The organism is Streptomyces tricolor (assembly GCF_002155905.1).
GTDB classification, from domain to species: domain Bacteria; phylum Actinomycetota; class Actinomycetes; order Streptomycetales; family Streptomycetaceae; genus Streptomyces; species Streptomyces tricolor.
On sequence record NZ_MUMF01000209.1, the window covers coordinates 1 to 18,569 of the forward strand.

Below are 18,569 nucleotides of genomic sequence, written 5' to 3' on the forward strand. Positions count from 1 at the left end.
CGGATTCTCACCGGACTTCCGTCATGCCGTCGTCAATGTCGTGGTGAAGGTAGCGCGGGGCGGCATTCCCGCCAAGAGCGCGCGGGTGGCACCGACGTGCGCCGGATCCGCTCCCGTACGCCCAAGTTCCGGTGTTTGCAAGCTCGTTCGGCGGTAGGAGGAGGGTGCATGACAAGCCGGGTGATGTTGATCTCACCAGCGGTCAGCGCGGCGCTACGGGAAGCGCGGTTCGACGATTGTTGCTCGTTGGACGCCGCTGGGCTGCGGCGGGCGCAGTCCGCCGCCGGAACACTGCCGACGGCCGACCGGGTGTTCGCCTCCCCCTCGGTGCGCTGCCGGGAGACGGCCGCCGGGCTCGGGCTGGAGGCGGTGCCGCTGCCCGACGTCGCCGGGTGGGCGGTGGGCCGGTGGCAGGGCAGGAACTTGGAAGAGGTGACCGCCGCCGAGCCGGAGGCGGTCGCGGCCTGGCTGACGGATCCGGGATGCGCGCCGCACGGCGGGGAGTCGCTGCTGGAGCTGTGCGACAGGGTCGGAGGGTGGCTGGATGCGGTGGCCGGTGAGGCGGGGCGGGTGATCGCCGTCGTGGAGCCGGAGGCCGTCCGCGCGGCGGCGGTGCGGGCGTTGGGGGTGACGGCGGAGGCCTTCTGGCGGATCGACGTACCGCCGTTGACCGCCTTGGAGTTCAGCGGGCGCGCCAGTCGGTGGAATCTGCGGGCAGGACGGCCGCTGGGGGACGCCGAGTAGGTTGGGGACGCAGTTGCATCGTCCCGCCCGCCAAAGGCGCGGCGCGCACCCGAGGACCACCTGGCCTCGTTCCGCTGGTGCGGCACTACGTTGTCACGCATGGAGATGGCGCCGTGGCGGCCGGACAGGCCCACCGGCCGACCCGCCCGCACCGCCAGGACCACGCTGCCGAGTCCGCGCCCGCGGCGACCGAACCGCCAGGGCCCCGGGCAGCGCTGGCCGGGAGCAGCCGACGCACCACCCGAAGACCCAACGCGTCCGGCCGTCCGGCGTCGCTCACCACATCGGGCGGCTTGAACGGCCGGTGAGGGATGACGGCGTACCTCGATCGGGTGGGCGGCGCGCGTCTTGCTTGCACTTGCCCCAGGGGGAGCCTCCTAGCGTCCGGGCATGAGCACAGAGCAAGGCGGCGGCGGGGCCGCCCTGACGGTGACTCCGCTCAGCGCCCGGTGCGCCGAGGCGGTCGAGCGGGGCGAGCACGTCTGTTTCGGGATCAGCCCGTTCAACGGCTACTTCTCCACGGCACGGATCCGGGAACTGGCGGCCTGGGGTCTCGCCGGGTTCGAGCGGGTGGACTTCTTCGTGCCGGATGCGCCCAGTGCCTTCACGCTCGAGGCGGTGGGGTACTCCCCGGAGAAGGCCGCGTGGAAGGCGCGGCGGCAGGGGCAGTACACCCGCAACAAGATCGTCACGGCGCTTGCGTCGCTCGGTGTGGTGGACGCGGGGGCGCGGGTGCTGGGGTGGGCCGAGTTGGAGCGCAATGCGGCGTTCCAGCGGCTGCATGAGGGCGGGCTGCGGCGGTACGCCGAGGATCCGGGCTTCCGGGACGCGTGCCGGGAGGCCACCGGTTGGGTGCTGGCCGGGAAGCTCCCGCCGGGGCGGGTGCCGGAGGCGGGGCAGGTCGAGCGGGCGGTGCGGTATTTCCTGGCGGAGCTGCCGCTGTTCCTCGACACCCCGTCGATCGTCGGGGCCGGGGCGTCGGTGTTCTGCTATCACCGGCCGCCTGAGGTGCTGCGCCGCCTGTACGCGGGGGAGTTGGGCTGGCGGCCTGCGGAGGGGCAGGGCTTCGCCGCCGTCGTACCGGCAGGGCCGGAACCCGTCACTCGGTGACGGCGGGCCCGGTGGGCTCGGCAGGGTCGGTTTCGAGGATCCAGCAGACGCCGGCCCGGTCGTGATCGGTCGGCCGGCCCTGGGCGGCGTGCGCCAGGAGGGATTCCAGGTGGGCCTCGAGGGTGACGAGTTCGGCGATCTGGGCGCGGACGTTGTCCAGCCGCTCGGTCAGGACGCGGCTGACGTGGCCGCAAGGGCTTTCGCCGCTGTCGTGGACGGTGAGGATCTGGCGTACTTCCTGCAGCGTCATGCCGGCGGCCTGGCAGCGGCGGATGAAGCGGAGCCGGTCGGTGGTCTCGGGGCCGTAGACGCGGTGGCCACTGGGGGTGCGGGCCGGGGGAGGCACCAGGCCGGAGTCCTCGTAGAAGCGGATGGTCTTGGTGCTGGTCCCTGTGAGCTCGGCCACTTCGCCGATTTTCATGGGGCTCCTCACTTGAAGTTCCAGTGGGCTGGAAGTGTAACGCTGTGGGCGTCCAGAGGTGCCTGAGACGTTGTGCCGCCCTTCCCGGTGGTCGTTCTCATGGAGCGAGGAGCGTTTGATGAGCAAGTGCACCTACACGGTCACCGGCATGACCTGCGGCCACTGCGCCGATGCCATCACCGAGGAGCTCACGACCCTCTCCGGGGTGCAGAAGGTCGAGGTCGACGTCGAGGCGGGCCGTGTCACGGTGGCCAGCGACGGCCCGCTGGCGACCGAGGACGTCCGGGCGGCCCTGACGGAGGCGGGCGACTACGAGTTGGTCGGGGTCTGACGCCTCGTCCGGCCCCCGGTCCCCGCACATGAATGACGAGCCTTGCATGACTACCACGACCACCCAGTTGCCCACGGCGGAGTCCCCCGACGAGAGTGCTCCGGCGCAGACCGTCGACCTGTCCATCACCGGCATGACCTGCGCCTCATGCGCGAACCGCATCGAGCGCAAGCTGAACAAGATGCCAGGCGTCAGCGCGACGGTGAACTTCGCCACCGCCAGCGCCCGCGTCGGCTACCCCGAGGACCTGACGCCCGAGGACCTGATCGCCACGGTGAAGGCCACCGGTTACGGCGCCAGCCTGCCCGCGCCGCCGGCCTCTGCCGCCCCGGGGAGCCAGGATGCGGCCGGTGACGGGGCGGTCAGCGAGGAAGAGCGGCATGTGCGGGCGCTGCAGGACCGGCTGCTGGCCTCGGCGGTGCTGACCCTGCCGGTCGTGGCGCTGTCGATGATCCCGCCCCTGCAGTTCCGGTTCTGGCAGTGGCTGGCCTTCGCGCTGGCCTCCCCGGTGGCGCTGTGGGGCGCCTGGCCCTTCCACCGCGCCGCCGCGCTGAACCTGCGGCACCGGGCGACGACCATGGACACCCTGGTCTCGCTCGGCGTGCTGGCGGCCTGGGCCTGGAGCGTCTACGCCCTGTTCTGGGGCGGCGCGGGCGAACCCGGCATGAGCATGGGCTTCTCCCTGCTGCCGCGCTCGGGCGAGCACGCCGGGCAGCCGGAGATCTACCTGGAAGTGGCCGCCGCGCTGACCGCGTTCATCCTGGCCGGCCGCTACTTCGAGGCCCGTGCACGGCGCCGGGCCGGTGAGGCGATCCGGGCCCTGATGGACCTGGGGGCCAAGGACGTCGCCGTGCTGCGGGGCGGGCGTGAAGTGCGGGTGCCGATCGAGCAGTTGGCGGTCGGGGACGAGTTCGTGGTGCGGCCCGGGGAGAAGATCGCCAGCGACGGCATCGTCGTCGAGGGCACCTCGGCAGTGGACGAGTCGCTGCTGACCGGCGAGTCGCTGCCGGTGGAAGTCGGCCCGGACGACGCCGTCACCGGCGCCACCGTCAACGCCGGGGGCCGTCTGGTCGTACGGGCCACACGCGTGGGCTCGGACACCAAGCTCGCGCAGATCGCCCGGCTGGTGGAGGAGGCGCAGACCGGCAAGGCCGAGGTGCAGCGTCTTGCCGACTCCATCTCCGCGATATTCGTGCCGATCGTGATCCTGCTGGCGGTCGAGACCCTGTTCGCCTGGTTGATCCTGGGCTACCCGGCCGCCATGGCGCTCACCGCGGCGGTGGCGGTGCTGATCATCGCCTGTCCGTGTTCGCTGGGCCTGGCCACTCCGACCGCGCTGATGGTCGGCACAGGGCGCGGCGCCCAGCTCGGCCTGCTGATCCGGGGGCCGGAGGTGCTGGAGTCCACCCGCCGGATCGACACCATCGTGCTGGACAAGACCGGCACCGTCACCGAGGGGAAGATGCGCCTGGTCGACGTGGTCACCGTCGACGGCGAGGAGCGGGCCGAGGTCCTGCGGCTGGCCGGGGCGCTGGAGCACGCCAGTGAGCACCCGATCGCCAAGGCGATCGCGGACGCCGCCGAAGACGAGGCCGGGGACCTCGCGCCTGTCGCCGACTTCGCCAACCACGCCGGCCGGGGCGTGACGGGCATGGTCGACGGACACCAGGTACTGGCCGGACGGGCGAGTTGGCTGTCCGACGACCAGGACCTGGAGGTCCCCGCGGACCTGCTCCAGGCGCAGAAGAAGGCCGAACGCACCGGCCGTACGGTCGTGTTCGCCGCCTGGGACGGCCGAGTGCGCGCCGCGCTGGTGGTCGCCGACACCGTCAAGCCCACCAGCGCGCAGGCGGTCGCCCAGTTCAAGGAGCTGGGCCTGACCCCGGTGCTGCTGACCGGTGACAACACCGCGGCAGCCGAGCACGTCGCGGGCGAAGTCGGCATCGAGCAGGTCATCGCCGAGGTGCACCCCGAGGACAAGGTCGCCGAGGTCAAACGGCTGCAGGAGCAGGGCAAGGTCGTGGCGATGGTCGGCGACGGGGTCAACGACGCCGCCGCCCTCGCCCAGGCCGACCTGGGGCTGGCGATGGGCACGGGGACGGACACGGCGATCGCGGCAGCCGATCTCACCCTGGTCAAGGGCGACTTGAGGGGTGCCGCCGATGCGATTCGCCTCGCTCGCCGGACGCTGTCGACCATCAAGGGCAACCTGTTCTGGGCGTTCGCCTACAACGTCGCCGCCCTGCCGCTGGCCGCGCTCGGCCTGCTCAACCCGCTCATCGCCGGGGCAGCGATGGCCAGTTCCTCGGTGTTCGTCGTCAGCAACAGCCTGCGGCTGCGGCGCTTCCAGCCCGCCCACCGCGCCTGAGCCGCCGCCTCTGATACCCGGCAGCCCCACCGAGCGGGCCTGGGACCAAACCGACCTCACAACCTAAACAACTAAGGGGACTGAGATTCATCTCTGTCCCTCGCCAAGCAGCCCACGGAATTCGACAGAAAGAGGAGCAACTCCATGGCAGGCACCATCACGCACCGCACCGCCCTCGCCGTCGCGGCAGCTGTCGTGACGGTCGGCGTCACCGCTGTCGTCGCCACCGCGGCCGTCGCCGGCGGTGGGCCGGACACCCCGCCCCCCTCCATGTCGGGCATGGCGAGCCCCTCGCCATCCAGCAGCTCGACCGTCCCGGCATCCCCGGCTCCGGCGGCCCCCGCCGCACCGTCCCAGCCGGCCGACGGTACGCCCAGCCCGGCGCCCAGCACCCCCGGCACCGGTAACGGTATGGACGGCATGCAGAGCAACGGCGGCGGCATGAGCGAGATGGAGATGCGCATGTGGATGGAGGCCATGCGCATGGGCATGGAGGCCGGCATGAACATGCGCATGGACCAGGACAAGGGCACGGACAAGAGCTCCGGCGGTATGGGCATGGGCGGGCAGGACGGCTCGGGCATGGGCCAGAACGGAAGCGGCTCAGGCATGGGCGGCATGAACGGTATGGACGAGGAGGACGACGGCATGGACATGGATATGGGCATGGGCGACATGTAGTGGCGCACTGATCACCAAGCCGGTCGTCCCGTCGGGAGAGAGCACATCGTCTATGCGCAGGAGTAGTTCGTTCATCGGGAAGGTGGGGTCTCGCATGGCACTCGCCGCTGTTGGTGGAGCCGCCGTCGTGGCCGCCTCCGTGGCCGTCGCCACCGCCGCGGTGGCCGGCGGCGGACCGGACACCCCGGTTCCCTCGACCGCCTCGGTAACGGCAGCCGCCGCGTCCTCACTCCCCGGTTCTGGCATCCCAGGCACCGGGCCCGGCGACACGTCAGTCCGGGACGGGGACGACATGGGCGACGACAGCTGGGGCCAGGAGGACGACGGCTTGGAGGGGAACGGAGCCGACATGGAGATGGGCGATGGCTGACCACTCCAACCCCGACGAACGGGACCGGCGTACAGCGATACGGATCACGGTGGCCAGCGCGAGCCTGGCCGGTGCGGCCTTGCTGACCACGGCCCTGGTGGTCGCGGCCGAGCCCTCCGCCGCGACCACGTCACCAGCAGCTGTCTCCAGCCCGGTCCCTCCCTCGTCCGCTTCTCCGACAGCCGCAACTCCTGCCCCGGCGCAGTCCCAGGTCTCGCCGTCCACCCCAGTGACGCGCAGCAGCGGCAGCGGCTGCGGAAAGACGAAGCCCGCGGCTCAGACACCCACGGCTCCGACACCGACCCAGGCCCAGCCCCCGGCCCAGCAGGGCCAAGGCGAGGGCCAGTTGGCGCCCCCGTCCGCCCCGATGACGCGCAGCAGTGGCAGCTGAAGCGCGCTTCGCGGCGATGGGCTCCACCGGCCATCTCCTGGTGGCCGGAGGCCGCGAGCCAGAACTCGTGCAGAGGGCACGCAGCCGTCTGGAAGAGCTGGAGTCCCTCTGGTCCCGCTTCCGTCCCGACAGCGAGCTGTGCCGCCTCAACGCCTCGCCCGGCCGGTGGGTCGCCCTGTCGCCGCCGACCGTCGCACTCGTACGGCAGGCGATACGGGCGTGGGAGGCGACCGGCGGCCTGTTCGACCCGACGATCCTGCCCGCCCTCGAAGCCGCCGGATACACCGACAGCTTCGACGCACTGCCGCAGGAGCAGCCGGACAGGCCGCGGCCTGACCCCGTGCCAGGCTGCGCAGGTATCGAGATCCGCGACGATCGGGTGCGCGTACCGCCCGGCGTGCGACTCGACCTCGGCGGCATCGGCAAGGGGTACGCGGCCGACCTCATCGCGCAGGAACTGATGGCCGCAGGTGCCGACGGGGCCTGCGTCAACCTGGGCGGCGACGTACGGACGACGGGAGCGGCCCCCGGCTCCGATGCCTGGGTGGTTGCCGTCGAGAACGAGGCCCACCCCGGGACGGACCTGGCGTGGCTGGCCCTCGGTGAGGGAGCCGTCGCCACCTCCACCCGGCTGCGCCGCCGATGGCAGAGCCAGGGGCGGGAGTTGCACCACCTGATCGATCCGGGCAGCGGGGCGCCCGCCACCAGCGACGTGGACAGCGTGACCGTGGTGGCCGGCGAGGCGCACTGGGCCGAGGTGCTCGCGAAGGCGGCGCTGATCGTCGGGCTGCCCGCCGGAGTGGCCCTGCTGGAGACCCACGGGGTCGCCGGCCTGCTCGTGACCGAAGACGGCACGGCGCACCGCGCCGGGCCCTGGGAAAGGTTTGTGAAGTGGTCTCCCAACTGTCCTGGTATCTCGCCCGCGTCGGCGGGTTGATGTCCTGGTGGCTGTTGTCGGCCACGGTGGTGTGGGGACTGCTGCTGTCCACCCGGGTACTGGGCCCGAAGGCGGTGCCGGGGCGCCTGCTGGATCTGCACCGCTTTCTGTCCGCGCTCTCCCTGGTCTTCCTGGGCATCCACCTGCTCGGCCTGCTCGCCGACTCCTGGGTGGACATCGGCCTGGTCCAGATCATTTTCCCGTTCACCTCCGACTACCGGCCGGTGGCGGTGGCCTGGGGTGTGATCGCGCTGTACCTGTTCGCCGCGGTCCAGGCCACCTCGCTGCTCAGGTCGCGTATCCCGCACCAGTGGTGGCGGTACGTCCACACGAGCACCTTCGCTCTGTTCGTGCTCGGCACCGTGCATGCGCTGACCGCTGGAACCGATGAGGGCACGGTGCGCTGGACCGCACTCGTGCTGGCCTCGGTCGTCGCCTTCCTGACCATCTACCGGCTACTGGTCGGACGCCGCACGTTCAGCACTGTCAGTGCGAAGCCCGCGGCGACGGGGGAAGCCGCCCCGCCGCCGGTGCGCCGCGAGGAGCCCGCAGGGCGGCGCGTCGTCGTCAGCGAGCTGCGGCATGCCGCCGACGGCGTTGTGGCCGTCGAACTCGCCGCCGCGGACGGCGCGTCACTGCCCGCGTGGGAACCGGGCGCCCACGTCGACTTGGTGCTGCCCTCCGGTCTGGTCCGGTCGTACTCGCTGTGCGGGGACCCGGCCGACCGGGACAGCTACCGCGTCGGTGTCCTGGACGTAGCGGACGGGCGCGGCGGATCGGCGGAGGTGCACAGTCTGCGAGCCGGGCAGGGGATCGCCGTCCGGGGCCCCCGCAACAGGTTCCCGCTGGTCCTGGCGAACCACTACCTGTTCATCGCGGGCGGCATCGGCATCACTCCGATCCTGCCGATGATCCGCGCGGTGGCCGCGGCCGGGCGCGAATGGCGCCTGATCTACGGCGGCCGGTCTCGCGCCGCCATGGCGTTCGCCGACGAACTGGCCGCCTACGGTAGCGGCCTGGTCCAGCTGGTCCCCGAGGACACCGACGGCCTGCCCGACCTCGCCGCCGCCCTGGCCGACACCCCGCGCGGCGCCCCGGTCTACGCCTGCGGCCCAGAACCACTGCTCGCCGCCCTGGAGAAGACCATCGCGGACTTCCCCGACCGGCATCTGCACACCGAACGCTTCGGCGCCTACCGAGCCGACCGACATCACCCGGACGTCGGCGAGTTCAAAGTCGAGCTGAGACGCACCGGACGAATCCTGCCCGTCCCGGCCGATCGCAGCCTGCTGCAGGTGATCCGGGAGGCGGTTCCCGAAGCGCCCGCCTCCTGCGAGGAGGGCTTCTGCGGCAGCTGCGAGCTGCGCGTCTTGGAGGGGACTCCCGACCACCGCGACACCGTGCTGGCCGTGAGCGAGCGTGAGCGTCGCGATGTGATCTATCCGTGCGTCTCACGTGCCCGCAGCCCGATCCTGGCGGTGGACCTGTGACCCGACAGCGGGAATGCGAACCCCGACCGGGGCAGACCGGTGAATAGGTGAAACCGCCGCTGCCTTCCCGGCAAGCACATGGACGCTTCACAGGGCCTTCATCCCCTTGCGCATAGTTTTGTTCCTGCCGTGGCTGTGCCACTGCCGCCTGGTGTCACGGACCGCATCAGGCAGGAGATGCGTTGCGAGGAGAATCCGATGAACCGCGACCTCAGCGACAGCGGCGCGTGTGGTGTCCTTCCCGACGCGACGCCTGCCGGGTCTGCCCGGTCGGCCTGTGGCTCCGTGCCCGCACTGGGGAGCCCGGGGAACACCGATGACGCGGCAGTCGGCCTCCTCGAGCGGCGCCGACTCCCCAGCGGTCGTTCGGATGCCGTGCCCGGCGCCCACAACGGCCCCGCCGGAGAGGTGTGGACCATGCCGAGCTGGGACGAGATCGTCCGCCGCCACGCCCACCAGGTCTACCGGCTCGCGTACCGGCTCTCCGGCAACCAGCACGATGCCGAGGACCTGACTCAAGAGGTCTTCATACGGGTCTTCCGGTCACTGGACCGGTACCGACCCGGCACCTTCCAGGGGTGGCTGCACCGGATCACCGTGAACCTCTTCCTCGACATGGCCCGGCGGCGGCCCCGTATCCGGTTCGAGCACCTGACCGACGCCGCCGCCGAGCGGGTGCCGGCCAGGGAACAGGATCCGGCGCGGGCTCACCACGACGCCCAGCTCGACACCGAGGTGCAGGCCGCTCTCGACGCACTGCCCGCGGAGTGCCGTGCGGCGATCGTTCTGTGCGACATCGAGGGCCTGCCGTACGAGGAGATCGCCACGACACTCGGCGTGAAGCTCGGGACGGTGCGCAGCCGCATCCACCGCGGCCGCGCCCGGCTGCGCACCGAGCTGGTCCATCGTGCCGTGGCCGGCAGGGGATCCGCCGGGGCTGCCGTGGCGTTCCCTGGTCCCTCGCGGGTCTCGGCGAGGCAGTCCTGAACCCGTTCCGGGTTATCGACTCGGATCGGGCACCGGACAACCAGCGGTCAACGGTGGCGCTGTCCCGCCCGGGACGGCTCGTGTCTGTCTGCGACAGCCCGGGACCGGCACTTGAGGCGCGCGACTCAACACGGCCGTACCCACGACGAGGGCAAGGGCGACCCAGCCCTCAACCGGCTGCCGTCGCCTGACGCTCGATGATCGGGCAGACCGCTCCGCCCGGCTGCGACGCGGGACTCGCCTCCGCCGCGTCCCGGCGGGTGGCGACCAGGCTTGCACGCAGGGCCCGCAGGTCGGCGATGGTCCGGTCGATCTCGGCGATGCGGGCATCGACGAGCTCCTGTACGGCGGTGCAGGGAGCGGTGCCGCCGCGGCGCAGGGCGAGGATGGCGGCGATGTCGTCGAGGGGGAGGTCGAGGGCGCGGGCTCGGCGGATGAAGACCAGGGTGTCGATGTCGTCCTGGTCGTACAGGCGGTAGCCGGCCGCGGTGCGCGGGGCGGAGGCCAGCAGGCCACGCTCCTCGTACAGCCGCACGGCCCGGCGGGTGACCCCAGCCGCCTGCGCTGCCTGTCCCACGGTCATGGTCCCGGCCATCGCACGCCTCCGTTCCCGGCTTGACCTTCACCCCGGGTGAAGGTTCTAGCGTCTCCAGCGTACGACGACGCCACGGAAGGAGGCGCAGGTCATGCCACTCGTCGAGGGCGAGGTGTACCGGTGCCCGGACCCGGAGTGCGGCTGTGAGATCACGGTGACCAAGGGCGCGGCCCCCGGTCACGGCGGAGACCGCAACCCCACCTGCTGCTGCGGGCACGTGATGGAGAAGGTCCGCTGAGCCGGACCCGGCCGGGCAGGGTGAACACCGGCCTGCGTCAGGTGTTCGCCCTGCCCGGCTACCGTCGCCTGTGGTTCGCGCGGACCGCCTCCGCCTGGGGCGATGCCTTCGCCACCGTCGCGCTGAGTCTGTTGGTGTGGGAGCGCACGGGTTCCGGGCTGGGCGTGGCCGGGGTGGTCGCCGCCGAGATCGCGCCGGTGCTGCTGCTCGCTCCGGTCGCCGGGGTGGTCGTCGACCGGCTTGCGCCGGTGCGGGTGATGGTGATCGCCGATCTGGCCCGGATGCTGCTGGCCGCGGCGCTGCCGCTGGTGGACCACTCGGTGCCGGGCATCTACGCGGTGGCGTTCGCGATGTCGGGGGCGTCGGCGTTCTTCAACCCGGCCGCCGGGGCGGTGCTGCCCGCGCTGGTGGACGAGGAGGAACTGATCGCTGCCAACTCCGGGATCTGGACCGCCGCGGTGCTGTCCCAGATCGTGCTGGCCCCGGCCGCCGGTTTGGTGGTTGCCGCTATCGGCTACGGCCCCGCGTTCTGGATGAACGCGGCCAGCTTTGCCGCCTCCGCCGCCGTGCTGGCCCGCCTGCGCCTGCCACGCCGCCCGGTGGGCGCGACCCGGGGCGGTTTCTGGCGGCAGGCCCGCGACGGTATCGGGGTGCTGGCCGGGCACCGGGTGCTGCGGGCCCTGGCCGCTGGGCAAGGACTGGCCGCGCTGTCGGCCGGAGCGACGAGCGCCTTGCTGGTCGTGCTGGTGCGCGACCGGCTCGGGCTGGGCCCGTCCGGCTATGGCATGGCCTTGGCCTCTATCGGGGTCGGTGCCGCCGCCGGTCCGCTGCTGCTCACCCGGTACGTGTCCGACCCGCACCGACCGGCGTTCGTCTTCGGCCCCTACCTGCTGCGCGCGGTCGTGGACGCGGTCCTCGCCCTGGTGCGCGTCCCGGTCGTGGCACTGGGCAGCCTGGCCGGGTACGGGGTGGCCACCTCCACCGGCGCGGTCACCTTCAACTCGCTGCTCCAGGCCAAGACTCCGCCCGCCGCCCGGGGCCGCGTATTCGCCGCATTCGACCTGATCTGGCAGCTCGGCCGCCTCGCCTCCCTCGCTCTGGGCGGCTGGCTGGCCGACGCGGCCGGCATCACCGCCGTCTACGCCATCGGAGCAGCCCTGCTGGCCGCGGCCGCGCTCATCGGCCGGGCCGCCTCGGCCACGACCGTCACGACACAGAGGTAACTCCCTCTCTACGCCGTTCAGTCACTGCGCTGACCCACCCCGCTTCCCTGGGCTTCTTGGGTTTCAGGGTTTGAGGGTGGCGGGAACGGACGCGCAATGGCGTGCTTATGGCGTGGATCGCGGGGACTGTCCCGGCTTGCGGGGGCGTGCTGAGCTGGTGGCGGGCAGCCGGGTGGTGAAGGTGGCGCCCTGGCCGGGTGCGCTGTCGGCGGTGAGGGTGCCGCTGTGGGCGGCGGTGAGTTCTGCTGCGACGGCGAGGCCGATGCCGGAGCCGTCGGCGCGGGCGGTGCGGCTGCGGAAGAAGCGGTCGAAGATGCGGGGCAGGTCCTCGGCGGGGATGCCGGGCCCGGTGTCGGCCACGCGCAGTTCGGCCCAGTCGCCGTCGCGGCGCAGGGTGACGTTGACGGTGCCGCCAGCGGGGACGAACTTGAGGGCGTTGGTGAGCTGGTTGGTGACGATCTGCCGCAGGCGTACCCCCATGGCGGCCACCCTGCTGTATCGGATCTCCAGCTACTGGGTGCTGCAGCCGATCGGCTGGGCCACGTGGCTCGGGCTGACCCTCCGCGCCAGGCAACCCGCACCACGCCGCGCATGAGGGCGGCTGCACGAGAGCCCAATAGGCGCCCGACAGCTGGCTCACTGCTGGGTTTGGTGTGCGTGGTTCAGGGCGTCGGTGAGTTGTTCCACGCTCGGGGCACCGATGGTGCGTCCGTCGGCGTCGCGGTAAATCCGGCACGAGACGCTGACGGTGGTGTCCTGCGAGGCGAAGGGATCGGTGCCGTTGATCAGCAGGGTCGGGGATCCGTGCATGCCGTAGCGGGCCGCCTCCGCCTCGCTGCTGATCACGTGTACGTCCACCGGGGCGGCGTCGTCGGGCAGTGCCTGTTCGAGGCGCTCAAGCATCGCGGCGACGTTCGGGCAGTCGGGCACCGCGAGCACGATGAGATCCATGGTCATCTCCCTTCGGCGGCGCGGGGCGGCCTCCTCCCGGCCACGGTAGATCTCCTCCCGGATGGGAACCGTGAGCGCGGTCACCGAACCGGGGTGCTGTCCTGCGTAGCGTGGCATCGCGAGGTGGGTCTCCACCCTGGTTCGAGGAGGAGCGGGGCCATGTTGCGGGCTGTATGGAACGGCACGGTGATCGCGGAAGCGGACCGTACGGTGATCGTCGAGGGCAACCACTACTTCCCGCCCGAATCGCTGCACCGCCAGTACTTCACGGCGAGTTCGACGTGGTCGCTGTGCTTCTGGAAGGGGCTCGCCCGGTACTACACGGTCACCGTGGACGGCGCGGTGAACCCGGATGCGGCCTGGTACTACCCGCATCCGAGCCCGCTGGCCCGCCGGATCAAGAACCATGTGGCGTTCTGGCGGGGGATCACGGTGGAGGGGGAGCCGGGGACCGCGCCGTGACCGACCCGCCGCCGCGCACGGCACGCTCGGCCACGTCCTGCTGATCCCGTGGAATCGACCTGACGTACCCCTACCGCCGGGTACGTAAGCGCCCTCACATACTTGTACATGCCATCGCTCCTAGCGTCGGGATCGAAGCAAGGATCCCGACCAGGAGAGGACACATTGTCATGGCAACCACGCTGCGGGTATCTCCTGCCACCGCGGTCATCCCGGTCCACGCCGTGTGGGGCGCGGCGGCCGGACTGGTCGGTGGCGTCGGGTTCGGCATCTGGATGTCGGTGTCTCGCCCGATGGCGGACACCGCGATGATCACCATGGTGGCCGGGCTGCTCGGCTCCACCAACGCCTTCGTCGGCTGGCTGATCCACCTTTCCATCGCCCTCTTCGCCGGCATCGGCTTCGGCGTCCTGCTCGGCCAGTACGCACAGAAGCTCGCCCCCGCCATCGTGCTCGGCCTGGTTTACGGCGCCGTGTGGTGGACCGTCGGCGCCCTGTGGATCATGCCCGCCAACATGGGCATGCCGGTCTTCGAGTGGAACGACGTCACCAGCTCCAGCCTCGGTGGCCACCTGGTCTTCGGGCTGCTGGCTGGCCTGACCTTCTCCTGCATCGCCCAAGTGATGGGCAAGCGCACCACCACGGCCGGAGGATGAGCCCCGAACCGCCCGCGTCAACACCCGGCCCCGGCAGCCCGCCCTTGGGGGCCGCGCCGCGCCGCATGGGCGACGACGGGAACGCGGTGCCCTACTGTCTGGCGGACAGCGCGGACGCGCTGGCCAGCCCGGCATGGGGCGCCGCGCCGCCGCCCTGGGCCCCGGGACGACGCGAGGAGACGCACACCATGATCGACGCCGGTTCGGACGCCGATGCAGCGGAGCGGACCTGGTGCCTGGCCGAGGTCGACATCTTCTGCGACCTGTCCGAGAAGGAGATGGCGGGCATCGCGGAGGCCGCGCCGATGAAGACGTACCACGCGGGCGAGATCCTGTACTCCCCGTCCCAGCCCAGCGAGGTGCTGTTCATCCTCAAGAAGGGCCGCGTGCGCGTCTTCCGGGTCTCCGCGGACGGCCGGGCACTCACCACCGCGATCATCACTCCGGGCACCATCTTCGGCGAGATGGTGCTGCTCGGACAGCACATGTACGACAACTACGCCGAGGCCCTCGACGACGTCACCGTCTGCGTGATGAGCCGCACCGACGTGAACCGGCTGCTGCTCACCGACGCCCGGATCGCCGCCCGCATCACCGAGATCCTCGGCCGCCGCCTCGCCGACCTCGAACAGCGGCTGTCCGACAGCGTCTTCAAGACCGTCGCCCAGCGCATCGCCACTACCCTCGACACCCTCACCGCCGCCCAGCCGCCGACAAGCCCACTGCGGCCCGGCGGACGGCACCCGCAGATCGCTCTCACCCACGAACAGCTCGCCGCCCTCGCCGGCACCTCCCGCGAGACCTGCACCAAGGTCCTGCGCGACTACGCCGACCACGGTCTGATCCGCCTCGCCCGCGGCCGCATCACCGTCCTCGACTCCGACCGCCTCAAGGACGCCGCAGGCTGACGTCATCGACATCGTTGCGCCCACGCCTGGCTGCGACCTTGACCAGTTGGTCACGGCTGCGGCGGTCGGGCCCGCTCCCTGGCGGAGCCGGAGAGCTGGAGACCGATGGTCCCGACGATCACCAATGTGATCGAGACGATCTTGAGGGTGGAGACCACGTCGCCGAGGAAGGCCATGCCGTAGATCGCCGTGCCCGACGCGCCGATGCCGGTCCACACCGCATACGCGGGGCCGACGTCCAGTTTCTTCAGCGAGAGCGTCAGCAGACCGAAGCTGGCCAATGCGAAAACACAGAACCCGATGGTCGGCCACAACCGGGTGAAGCCCTGGGACAGCTTGAGGCTCACCGCGAAGCCGGTCTCGAACAGTCCAGCGACAATGACGAGCAGCCACGCCATGGCCATGGGTGAGTCCCTCCACGCCTCGGGGCGGCACGTGGGTGACCGCTTCACCGACCGGTTCATCCCCTTGGTGCGAGTATGCACTGACTCGTCGCGGTTGCCGGGACTCCTGCAAGGGCCTTCCGGGTCGGTTGGAGCATATGTGCGGCCCCGGCATCGGAGGAGTTCTCGGGCGATCCGGTGAGGGGCGGCCGGCATATCGGCGGAGTGGCGACGACGACGGCGGTGACGGCCGTCGCCGGGATGCCGACCGGCGATGATCGTCGATGTACTCGAACAGCGCCAGGTCCGCCTTCGGCCCGGTGGCGAAGAGGCGGCCGCTGACCCATTCGGTCTTGATCAGCACCCACAGGTTCTCAGTCAGTGGATAGTGCCCGACAGCGTGGGCCGGCCGGGGTCTCCCAGCCGGTCCGCGCCGCCTTCGTCTGTCAGCCGACGGGCTGGGCCGTGTACTCGCCGGCGCGCCGCACCGCGGCGACAAGGGCGTCGGTATCCACGGTCGCCTCTTCCTCCAGGCGGATGGTGGAGCGTCCGCTGCGCACGTCGGTGTGGGCTGAGCGGATGCCGGGCACCTCTTCCAGCTCGTCGTCGATGGAGAGGCCGCAGCTGCTGCAGTGCATGCCCTCCACCTGCAGGACGACCACCGGTCCGGTTTCGGTGTTTCGCTTACGACTGAACAGTGCCATTACGCGTCTTTCTGGAAGGTGATGGTGCCGGTCTGCATGCCCATGGCGCAGGAGAAGCGCAGCACACCGGGATCGCGGGTGCCGAGATCGATCTTCGTGTCGCCGTTGCGCTTGACGATCTCCTGGACGCCGAGCTCGGGGATGGTGAAGGCGCGGGCGCAGCCGCCGGAGTCCTTGCCGCGTAGCACCAGTGTGGTGGGCACGCCCGCCTGCGCGGTGAACTCGGTGGGCACGTAGAAGTCGGTGACCGTGAGGGTGACGATCTGCGTGCCGGAGGCGTCCATGCTCACCGGCCCGCTGGTGACCGACTTCTTCTGGCCGCTGCCCTGCGCGGTTTCGTCGGAGGCCGGCGGCGTGGCGGCGGAGGCCGCTTCGGGTGAGCCGCCCGGGTTGAAGGTGGCCCAGCCGCCGGCCTGGACGCCGGTGGCCACCGTCCAGGTGGCGACGGCGAGCACGACCACGCCGGTGAGGGCCGCGAGCTGCCCGGACAGTGCCCGGCTGGTGCGGCGGAACAGGTAGCCGAGGGCGGCGAACAGCGGGGCGGTGCCCAGCACGAATCCCGCCATGACGGCGGCACCGGCCAACGGCGAGCCGGAGGTGACCGCGATCAGCTCGACCGACAGCGTGACCCCGCACGGCACCAGCACGGTCGCCAGCCCGATCAGCGCCGGCGTGGCGACAGACTCGGTCTTGGCGCTGCGGCGCAGCAGCCGGCCGAAGGAGGCGGGGGGCCTGGGCACCAGCCGGGCCACCGCCTTGACGCCGAACAGGTCCAGGGCGAACAGCACCATCAACAATCCGGCGGCGATGAGCATCACGGCCCGGGCGCGCGGGCTGGGCTGCAACGCGTCGCCGAAGACGCCGAGCAGGGCACCGAGCACGGTGTGGGAGACGAGCTTGCCCGCCAGGAACGCGCCGACCGGCACCAGCGCCTTCGGCTCAGCCGGCGGATCGTTGGCCGGTGACGGGGAGGGACGGCGGTCTTTCACCGCGACCCGGGAGGCGCCGCGCGCCCTGGCCGCGGCAGGGACCGGTGTGGGAGTGGCGGTGGAGCTGCGGCGGGTGACTGCGCCGGCGAGCAGGCCGCCCTGCACGGCGGCGCAGGACGCGCCCCCGGCGATCAGACCAGTACCGACGCTGGTGACGAACAGAGTGAGAGTCGAGGCCATACTCGGAGAACTCCGTGGTGGCAGAAGACGGCACGCGCGCATGGCGGCATGCCGAAGCGGATCGGGCAGCGGAACCCGCTGAGCCGTACGGCCGGGCGGGCGTGCTCGATCAGCTCCGACTTATGCAGAGTCTGTGGATATCTGGCCCTGTGCGGGAAGCGGGAGTCGGCGGTGCCCGCTGAACATCCGTCGGCAGGGTGAGGCCCTGCCCGGCTGGCGAGGGGGCATGCGCAGCAAAGGCGAGCGGGGCGCCGGACGGCCTGTGTGTGGCGGAGGGCCGGCAGCTCATGACCATGGTGTCCATGGAGCCCACGGACCCGGCCCTCTCTTCGGCGTCCGCTCTGTCGGTCCGCACCGAGGACACCAAGGACGCCGGGGACACTCGGCCCCCCGGGGACGATGTCATCGGAGCGGCGGGCGCCGTCTCCATCGCGCTCATCGGCCCCATGAGGTCCATGGGAGCCGCCATCGCGGCCGGCATGAGCCCGGCACCGCACAGGGCCAGGGCCAGCACGGCCAGCAGCCCGGCCCACCGCCGGGCTGGGGACAATCGCACGCGTGTCCTGGCCACGGCACGGGATGCTAGCCCGTGCAGACCCTCCAGCCTGGCCATTTGGTGATTCACAGCGCCGGTTGGTAGCCCGCGACCCAGTAACGCAGCAGCCCGGTCAGGTACGCCCAGGCGCCGCTGACCTGCAGAATGCCGACGATCACCAGCATCGCTCCGCCGAAGCGCATGACGTTCCGCGCGTTGCGACGCGCGAACCCGAAGGCCTGCAGCGCACGCCGGAAGCCGAGGGCGGCGACGAGGAAGGGCAGGCCCAGGCCGACGCTGTAGACGAAGGCGAGCAGAGCGCCGCGCCCGGCGCTGCCGGTGGTGAAGGACAGGCTCATCACGGCGGCGAGGGTCGGGCCGATACACGGGGTCCAGCCCAGCCCGAACATCACCCCGAGCAGCGGGGCCCCGGCCAGACCCGCACGCGGGTGGTAGGTCATTCGGAACGTGCGTCCGGCGAACGGGATGCGTTCGAAGGCGCCGACGAAGAGCAGGCCCAGCAGGATGGTCAGCACGCCGAGGATCCGGGTGATGAGGTCCTGGTGGTCGAGCAGAGTGTTCCCGACGTAGCCGAGCGCGGCCCCGTAGCTCGCGAACAGGGCGGAGAAGCCGAGAATGAACAGCGCCGTCCCGGCGACCATCCGGCCCTTGCCCTCCCGCCCGTCCTGTACGTCGGCCGCCGACATGCCGGTGGCGTACGAGACATAGCCGGGCACCAGCGGCAGACAGCACGGCGAGAAGAACGACACCCCGCCCGCGAGGAGCGCGAGCGGCGCCGCCAGCAGCAGCGGGCCGCTGGAGACGAGGTCGGGTATGCCTTGGCTCAAGGACGGCCTCCGGGGCAGGGTGGAACTGAGGCGGCACGTCACGCCAGACCGCCCGGGCGAGCATACT

At 71.4% G+C, this 18,569-nt stretch carries 22 protein-coding genes and 1 pseudogene; 14 read left to right on the forward strand and 9 right to left on the reverse strand.

Annotated elements, in window-relative coordinates; genetic code table 11:
- The first annotated feature begins 168 nt into the window (after positions 1 to 168).
- Together CCN44_RS16045 and CCN44_RS16050 are read left to right on the forward strand one after the other, a co-directional pair.
- Complete coding sequence (locus tag CCN44_RS16045; protein WP_086698021.1) at positions 169 to 744, forward strand: histidine phosphatase family protein; 576 nt, start codon at positions 169 to 171, stop codon at positions 742 to 744.
- A gap of 390 nt (positions 745 to 1,134) precedes the next feature.
- The gene (locus tag CCN44_RS16050) at positions 1,135 to 1,854 is read left to right on the forward strand and encodes a tRNA-dependent cyclodipeptide synthase (RefSeq protein ID WP_086698022.1); all 720 of its coding nucleotides are present in this window, start codon (positions 1,135 to 1,137) and stop codon (positions 1,852 to 1,854) included.
- Here CCN44_RS16050 and CCN44_RS16055 read toward each other — a convergent pair.
- Positions 1,844 to 2,260 carry a heavy metal-responsive transcriptional regulator gene (locus tag CCN44_RS16055; protein WP_208639782.1) on the reverse strand — a complete coding sequence of 139 codons (417 nt, stop codon included), beginning with the start codon at positions 2,258 to 2,260 and terminating at the stop codon, positions 1,844 to 1,846. The two genes, CCN44_RS16050 and CCN44_RS16055, sit on opposite strands and share 11 nt — an antisense overlap.
- A 133-nt stretch (positions 2,261 to 2,393) precedes the next feature.
- Between CCN44_RS16055 and CCN44_RS16060 the strand changes: the two genes are divergently transcribed.
- The 3 genes from CCN44_RS16060 (at position 2,394) to CCN44_RS44045 (ending at position 5,655) form a co-directional block, all read left to right on the forward strand.
- Positions 2,394 to 2,606 (forward strand): heavy-metal-associated domain-containing protein, encoded by a 213-nt coding sequence (locus CCN44_RS16060; protein ID WP_086698024.1) that lies wholly within the window; start codon positions 2,394 to 2,396, stop codon positions 2,604 to 2,606.
- 46 nt (positions 2,607 to 2,652) lie between these two features.
- Positions 2,653 to 4,974 (forward strand): heavy metal translocating P-type ATPase, encoded by a 2,322-nt coding sequence (locus CCN44_RS16065; protein WP_086698025.1) that lies wholly within the window; start codon positions 2,653 to 2,655, stop codon positions 4,972 to 4,974.
- Positions 4,975 to 5,118: 144 nt separating this feature from the next.
- A complete protein-coding gene (locus tag CCN44_RS44045) occupies positions 5,119 to 5,655 on the forward strand; it encodes a hypothetical protein (protein WP_143649783.1) in 537 nt (178 codons plus the stop codon).
- A 271-nt stretch (positions 5,656 to 5,926) separates the two neighbouring features.
- Here the strand turns inward: CCN44_RS44045 and CCN44_RS44050 are convergent, their stop codons facing one another.
- Entirely contained in the window at positions 5,927 to 6,154 is a 228-nt protein-coding gene (locus tag CCN44_RS44050) for a hypothetical protein (RefSeq protein WP_143649785.1), read from the reverse strand.
- A gap of 251 nt (positions 6,155 to 6,405) precedes the next feature.
- Here CCN44_RS44050 and CCN44_RS16085 point away from each other — a divergent pair, with 251 nt between their 5' ends.
- The 4 genes and pseudogenes from CCN44_RS16085 (at position 6,406) to sigE (ending at position 9,830) form a co-directional block, all read left to right on the forward strand.
- On the forward strand, positions 6,406 to 7,353 hold the full coding sequence (locus CCN44_RS16085; protein ID WP_143649787.1) for an FAD:protein FMN transferase: 948 nt from the start codon (positions 6,406 to 6,408) through the stop codon (positions 7,351 to 7,353).
- Positions 7,353 to 7,652 (forward strand): annotated as a pseudogene (locus CCN44_RS47820) (hypothetical protein); the annotation flags it as partial. The gene CCN44_RS16085 and the pseudogene CCN44_RS47820, both read left to right, overlap by 1 nt.
- Positions 7,653 to 7,751: 99 nt before the next feature.
- Positions 7,752 to 8,843 (forward strand): PDR/VanB family oxidoreductase, encoded by a 1,092-nt coding sequence (locus CCN44_RS16090; protein WP_404829636.1) that lies wholly within the window; start codon positions 7,752 to 7,754, stop codon positions 8,841 to 8,843.
- Between the two features lie 198 nt (positions 8,844 to 9,041).
- A complete protein-coding gene (gene sigE, locus CCN44_RS16095; protein WP_086698031.1) occupies positions 9,042 to 9,830 on the forward strand; it encodes an RNA polymerase sigma factor SigE in 789 nt (262 codons plus the stop codon).
- Between the two features lie 169 nt (positions 9,831 to 9,999).
- On the opposite strand, the gene CCN44_RS16100 is transcribed toward sigE, so the two are convergent.
- Positions 10,000 to 10,425, reverse strand: a complete 426-nt coding sequence (locus tag CCN44_RS16100; RefSeq protein ID WP_086698032.1) for a MerR family DNA-binding protein — start codon at positions 10,423 to 10,425, stop codon at positions 10,000 to 10,002.
- Between the two features lie 91 nt (positions 10,426 to 10,516).
- Here CCN44_RS16100 and CCN44_RS45045 point away from each other — a divergent pair, with 91 nt between their 5' ends.
- Both CCN44_RS45045 and CCN44_RS16105 read left to right on the forward strand, forming a co-directional pair.
- A complete protein-coding gene (locus CCN44_RS45045; protein WP_167403988.1) occupies positions 10,517 to 10,663 on the forward strand; it encodes a hypothetical protein in 147 nt (48 codons plus the stop codon).
- A 20-nt stretch (positions 10,664 to 10,683) separates the two neighbouring features.
- A complete protein-coding gene (locus CCN44_RS16105; protein ID WP_208639783.1) occupies positions 10,684 to 11,886 on the forward strand; it encodes an MFS transporter in 1,203 nt (400 codons plus the stop codon).
- Between the two features lie 105 nt (positions 11,887 to 11,991).
- Here the strand turns inward: CCN44_RS16105 and CCN44_RS16110 are convergent, their stop codons facing one another.
- A complete protein-coding gene (locus CCN44_RS16110) occupies positions 11,992 to 12,366 on the reverse strand; it encodes a sensor histidine kinase (RefSeq protein ID WP_237480913.1) in 375 nt (124 codons plus the stop codon).
- 156 nt (positions 12,367 to 12,522) lie between these two features.
- Positions 12,523 to 12,954, reverse strand: a complete 432-nt coding sequence (locus CCN44_RS16115) for a thioredoxin domain-containing protein (protein WP_143649789.1) — start codon at positions 12,952 to 12,954, stop codon at positions 12,523 to 12,525.
- Positions 12,955 to 12,996: 42 nt separating this feature from the next.
- Here CCN44_RS16115 and CCN44_RS16120 point away from each other — a divergent pair, with 42 nt between their 5' ends.
- The 3 genes from CCN44_RS16120 to CCN44_RS16130 all read left to right on the forward strand — a co-directional run bounded on the left by CCN44_RS16120 (position 12,997) and on the right by CCN44_RS16130 (position 14,863).
- Positions 12,997 to 13,299, forward strand: a complete 303-nt coding sequence (locus tag CCN44_RS16120; RefSeq protein WP_086698034.1) for a DUF427 domain-containing protein — start codon at positions 12,997 to 12,999, stop codon at positions 13,297 to 13,299.
- 170 nt (positions 13,300 to 13,469) lie between these two features.
- Complete coding sequence (locus tag CCN44_RS16125; RefSeq protein ID WP_086698035.1) at positions 13,470 to 13,955, forward strand: hypothetical protein; 486 nt, start codon at positions 13,470 to 13,472, stop codon at positions 13,953 to 13,955.
- A gap of 65 nt (positions 13,956 to 14,020) precedes the next feature.
- Positions 14,021 to 14,863, forward strand: a complete 843-nt coding sequence (locus CCN44_RS16130; RefSeq protein ID WP_237480912.1) for a Crp/Fnr family transcriptional regulator — start codon at positions 14,021 to 14,023, stop codon at positions 14,861 to 14,863.
- 50 nt (positions 14,864 to 14,913) lie between these two features.
- On the opposite strand, the gene CCN44_RS16135 is transcribed toward CCN44_RS16130, so the two are convergent.
- From CCN44_RS16135 to CCN44_RS16155, 4 genes are all read right to left on the reverse strand, one after another.
- On the reverse strand, positions 14,914 to 15,261 hold the full coding sequence (locus tag CCN44_RS16135; protein ID WP_086698065.1) for a DMT family transporter: 348 nt from the start codon (positions 15,259 to 15,261) through the stop codon (positions 14,914 to 14,916).
- A 431-nt stretch (positions 15,262 to 15,692) separates the two neighbouring features.
- Complete coding sequence (locus tag CCN44_RS16140) at positions 15,693 to 15,950, reverse strand: heavy-metal-associated domain-containing protein (protein ID WP_086698036.1); 258 nt, start codon at positions 15,948 to 15,950, stop codon at positions 15,693 to 15,695.
- Entirely contained in the window at positions 15,950 to 17,119 is a 1,170-nt protein-coding gene (locus tag CCN44_RS16145) for an urease accessory protein UreH domain-containing protein (RefSeq protein ID WP_086698037.1), read from the reverse strand. Before CCN44_RS16145 ends, CCN44_RS16140 begins: the two co-directional genes overlap by 1 nt.
- A 621-nt stretch (positions 17,120 to 17,740) precedes the next feature.
- Positions 17,741 to 18,502 (reverse strand): cytochrome c biogenesis CcdA family protein, encoded by a 762-nt coding sequence (locus tag CCN44_RS16155; RefSeq protein ID WP_086698039.1) that lies wholly within the window; start codon positions 18,500 to 18,502, stop codon positions 17,741 to 17,743.
- Positions 18,503 to 18,569: the final 67 nt, after the last annotated feature.